This is a genomic window from uncultured Nitrospira sp. (genome assembly GCA_902500695.1).
In the GTDB taxonomy this organism is placed as follows: domain Bacteria; phylum Nitrospirota; class Nitrospiria; order Nitrospirales; family UBA8639; genus Nitrospira_E.
In genome coordinates this window covers 1-4,324 of sequence record CABVRQ010000129.1, presented here as the reverse complement: position 1 = coordinate 4,324, position 4,324 = coordinate 1, and the positions used below count along the sequence as shown (strand labels likewise).

The 4,324-nt window shown below is 54.6% G+C and carries 3 protein-coding genes; all 3 read right to left on the bottom strand.

Annotation, left to right across the window (positions count from 1 at the left end):
* Nucleotides 1-311 precede the first annotated feature (311 nt).
* Complete coding sequence (locus AAH187_RS18440) at nucleotides 312-3,473, bottom strand: efflux RND transporter permease subunit (protein WP_342349954.1); 3,162 nt, start codon at nucleotides 3,471-3,473, stop codon at nucleotides 312-314.
* 236 nt (nucleotides 3,474-3,709) lie between these two features.
* Nucleotides 3,710-3,940 (bottom strand): PepSY domain-containing protein, encoded by a 231-nt coding sequence (locus AAH187_RS18435; RefSeq protein WP_342349953.1) that lies wholly within the window; start codon nucleotides 3,938-3,940, stop codon nucleotides 3,710-3,712.
* Between the two features lie 200 nt (nucleotides 3,941-4,140).
* On the bottom strand, nucleotides 4,141-4,324 hold a 184-nt coding region (locus AAH187_RS18430), incomplete at its 5' end, for a hypothetical protein (RefSeq protein WP_342349952.1).

Genomic DNA, 4,324 nt, shown 5'->3' with positions numbered 1-4,324 from the left:
GCGAATCCATGTTTTTGGCCATCTCATGCGCTATTGACCTCACAAGAGCGTGGAATGCGTTGTTGTGGGGTTCCTGATCAGAATGAGAGAATTCGCAAACACTTCTTCGGGAAGACTGACGCCCTTCTGTTTTTCACCATCGTGAGCGATGAGCCCGTTGCCTCGTTCACGTTCGATTCGTTGTGTCAGTTTACCTCATGGTGGGTACGAATGATCACGTGGGAACCTCGAGCCCTTCCCCTGTGTCCTCCTAACCTAGTAGACGTTTGAGTGGGCCAAATCCCCCACGAGATGGCTGCTTGCGCGCTCATTCAAGAATATTCCGGTGCGCCACCATGACTTGACAGGGTGGTGGGATGGGTTCGGACCTGGGACCGTTCTACTATCAGCGTCGTGGCCGGAATGAGCAATAACGTGGCGACCAATCCTCCAAATAGTCCTGCAGCTAATGCCACGGCCATGGGAACCAGGAACTGAGCTTGAGCACTCGTCTCAAACAACATGGGCACGAGGCCTACCAAGGTCGTGAGAAACGTCAGCACAATCGGGCGAAAGCGGACTTCGCAGGCCTTGCGAATAAGACTTTGTGGATGAAGGGCTGTCTCCCGCTTGCGTCGTTGAACGTAATTGAGCAAGACCAAACCATCATTGATGATGACCCCGCTCGCGCCAATCATGCCGACTAACGATTCCATGGAAAGGGGTAATCCCAGGACAAAGTGAGCGAGCACACCCCCGACCCAGGCCATGGGGATGGCAAGAAGGATGAGGACCGGGTATCGAAATGAACGGAATGCGACGGCTAAAAGTGCATAGATGATTCCCACCGCAAATAGCGCGTTGCGTCCGAGTGTTTCGAAGGCGGCGATCTGGTCTTGTCGCGTATGTCCGACGGTGATATTCAATCCGGGAAAACGCTGTTTGAGGTTGTCGAAAAACTCTGTTTGCATCGTTGCGTAGATGGCGTTGGCATCGGCAAGTTCCGGATTGAGCCGGGCTCTGACCCAGACCAACTGCTGTCGGTTCTGTCGTGTAATGCTCTCCGTTTGAGGGAGCCAATGCCAGGTCGCCAGGACTTCCAGGGGGGCTTGGTCACCCGTGGGCAACAGGATCGGTAACTGCCGAAAATCATTGAAATCACGTCGCTCGTTCAGAGGTAGGCGTACCACGACTTTGACCTGTTCACGTTGTCGCTGGAACCGTTGTACCTCTTCCCCCAGATAAGCCTGACGCACTTGTGTGGCCACGTCTTCAAGTCGCAGCCCGAGTCGCTCGGCCTCCGGTCGAAGTTCCAGGCTCAGCTGTGGTTTGCCCTTGATGTGTGAATGCATGACATCGAACACCCCAGGAAGGTTGGAAAGGTGTTCGGTGAGTGTGCCCAGCGCAGCCGTCATGGTTTCGGAGTCGGTCGCGCTGACTGCCCATTCCAGGTCGTAGTAATTGTCTCCCTGTCGGTACAGAAAGTCGAGTTTGGCCTTGCCGATATCGCCAATAGAGGTTCGCCACTCCCGCGCGATCGTTTCGACTGAAAATCGCTGTCGAGCGCCGGGGGCCAACTCGACCCAGAATCCTGACCCATTGTCGAAGATCATGCTCTCAATCCCGGAGACGGGGCTGGGCTCACCAGGCGGTTGGCGAGTTTCCAGTGAATGGCGTAATTGCTTGTAGGCCTCTTCAATCTGGGTGGATAATCTCTGTACGGTCGTAAATGGCGCATCAGGGGGGACGTCGAGATACAGGGTAATCGTATCTTTCGGCACATCGGCTTGGATGGCAAGCCGGACATGGCCACCTGAAACCAGTGCGGCGGTGATCATGATTGCCGAAGCGCAGAACGCGATTATCAGAAAGGGTTGGCGACATGATCGATCCAAGCACGGCAAATATCCATGATGGATGAACGCCTCCAGCCCGCGAGTCACTCGTTGCTGAAGGGTGGCCATCCATCGGGTTGAGACGGGAGCGGCTGCGGTTAGATGAGCTGGCAGAATGCACAGGGCTTCGACAAGTGAAAAACCTAACGCCAAGACCATGACCATGCAAATAGGGCCTAGCAGGGCTTCAGCCCATCCATGGAGGAAGAGGCCCGGGAGAAACGCGATGCCCGTCGTTACCACCGCCAGGGTGACGGGTCCCGCCACCTCCTTGACCCCGTCAATGGTGGCCGAGCGCATGATTTTTTCCCTCAGTCTTGGGGGTTCAGTTCCCGTGAACTGCTGTGCCGCGGCGCTCTGATGCCGGTTGATGCTCTCACTCACAATGATGGCATCGTCCACCAAAATTCCCAATGCGAGCACAAATCCGAAGAGGCTGAGCATGTTGAGAGAAACGCCCAGCACCCACATGCCTGCCAACGCTCCCAGCAATGCCGTGGCGAGCCCGGCGGCCACCCAGATCGCGAGCTGTCGATTCAGGAAGAGGGTCAAGAGGAGGAAGATGAGGATAAAACCCAGGAGCCCGTTTTCCAACAACGTCCTGACTCGCTCCTCGAACGCTTGAGAATCGTCGTACCAGTAAATGAGCTTCAGGCCTTCCGGGAGCCGTGGGGCCATCCCTGCCACATAGGCTTTAACGCGTCGAGCGACGGCGACTTCGTCCTGTTTTGCGTAGATCGCCCACCCTTGCGCGGGCAAGCCGTTGTGGTGCCATGAAAAGTTTTGCTCAGCCAATCCGTCCCGGATGGTGGCGATATCCTGGAGGCGGACCATGTTGCCATTTGAGCTGGGGAGCAGGACTCGACTCCCAAATGTGGCTTCATCGATGGCTTGCCCCTGGGTTTGCAAGACGATATCGCCGGTTTGAGATTTGAGAAGGCCTCCCGGCAGATTGAGGGAGCTTTGCCGAACGGCATCGGCAATCTGGCTGAGCGTCAATTTGGATCGACGCAGTCGTTCCGAAGGAATTTCGATAGCTAACTCGTAGGGAATGTATCCGTAATTTTCAGCTTCCTCGACTCCTGGAATACGCGAGAGCGCCGCCTTGATCTCCTCTCCGATTCGAACTAAAGAAATCATATCGGTCTGGCCATAGAGCGCTACCCAGATCACTCCATCATCATCGGAAGCGCGCCCCTCTTTGACCTCTACTCGATCCATTCCCTTCGGGAGGTGGGGAATATTCTGGATACGGGCCTGGATGGCTCCAATAAGTGTTTGGAGGTCCCGGCTTTCGGCGGCTTGTACATGAATCGCACAGACCGCTTCCTTTCGCGCAGTATGCCCGGCTGTAGTATCCAGACGGGTGATCCCCGGTAAATTATGGATGGCCTCTTCGATTGGGATGCAAATCCGTTGTTCGATCTCTTCAGGACTGCCTCCCGGATAGAACGCATTGATATCGATCGTCTGCTGACTGAAACGGGGAAACACCTCCTTTTCAACGGTCAGAAGGCCGACGAGCCCGGAAAGGACAATAAGCCCCATGAGGACGTTAGCTGCGACAGGGTTTTTGATGAACCAGGTTAGGGCCTTCATGGTGTCCGTCTGTTATGGCGATTCTCTCGTTCCGTCATCCTGGTGGGTTCGAATCCATCGCGTGGTAATTTATGGAGGCCCCATAGACAGGAGTTCTGTCTATCAAATAGAGGCAAGTCGCACAAGAGGGAAAAGGGGATAGGCCCAAAAGATTCCTTCAAAAAGCCGATGTTGGGGTGAAATCTGGGATGGCTTTCTTTGACGTATAAGGAGTTGGGCCACCCAATTCGGATACCTCACCGCTGCCGTTTGTGTCGCCAGCGAATGAAGCCGGTGACAAAGAGGACCGTGGGTACCAAATCGAGGATCATAATCCCGATCCTGCCGGGAAGACCAAAGGCTTCTCCACTGTGAAGAGGAAAGAGCCATCGCTCGAATATATCGCCTGCGGTGAACTGTTTGGGATCGTAGGTGTGGAGAATCTGTCCGTCGTATTGGTCAATCCAGAGTGCTCGAGCCGCGGCCATCGTCCGCAATGACTGCCCTGGGACAGGCCCAAGCTCTCACGTTCTTCGAAAGTCAAGTGCGTATGAGATGACAACACCTTAGCCCCTCAGGGTTTGATGTGTTGCACTTGGAGTTAGAACCTAAGAACAAAAAATTGAAGTTCCTCCTAAAATAGTAGAAATTCCCACATAATATTCCAGTTGGAGTAAACTGGCAAACGTCAGTGGGTCGCTGAGATATCCGTGCTGGGATTGGGCGGTGTTGGAGCTTCGATGTAGTTATACCCTTTTGACTGCATGCATCCGCTCAGGTTGATGCCGCCGGCCAACGTATTTTTCCCATGCTCCTCTCCCGACAGCACTTCGGCCTTGCAAGTATCCCAATCCTCTTGGGTTTCTTCCACC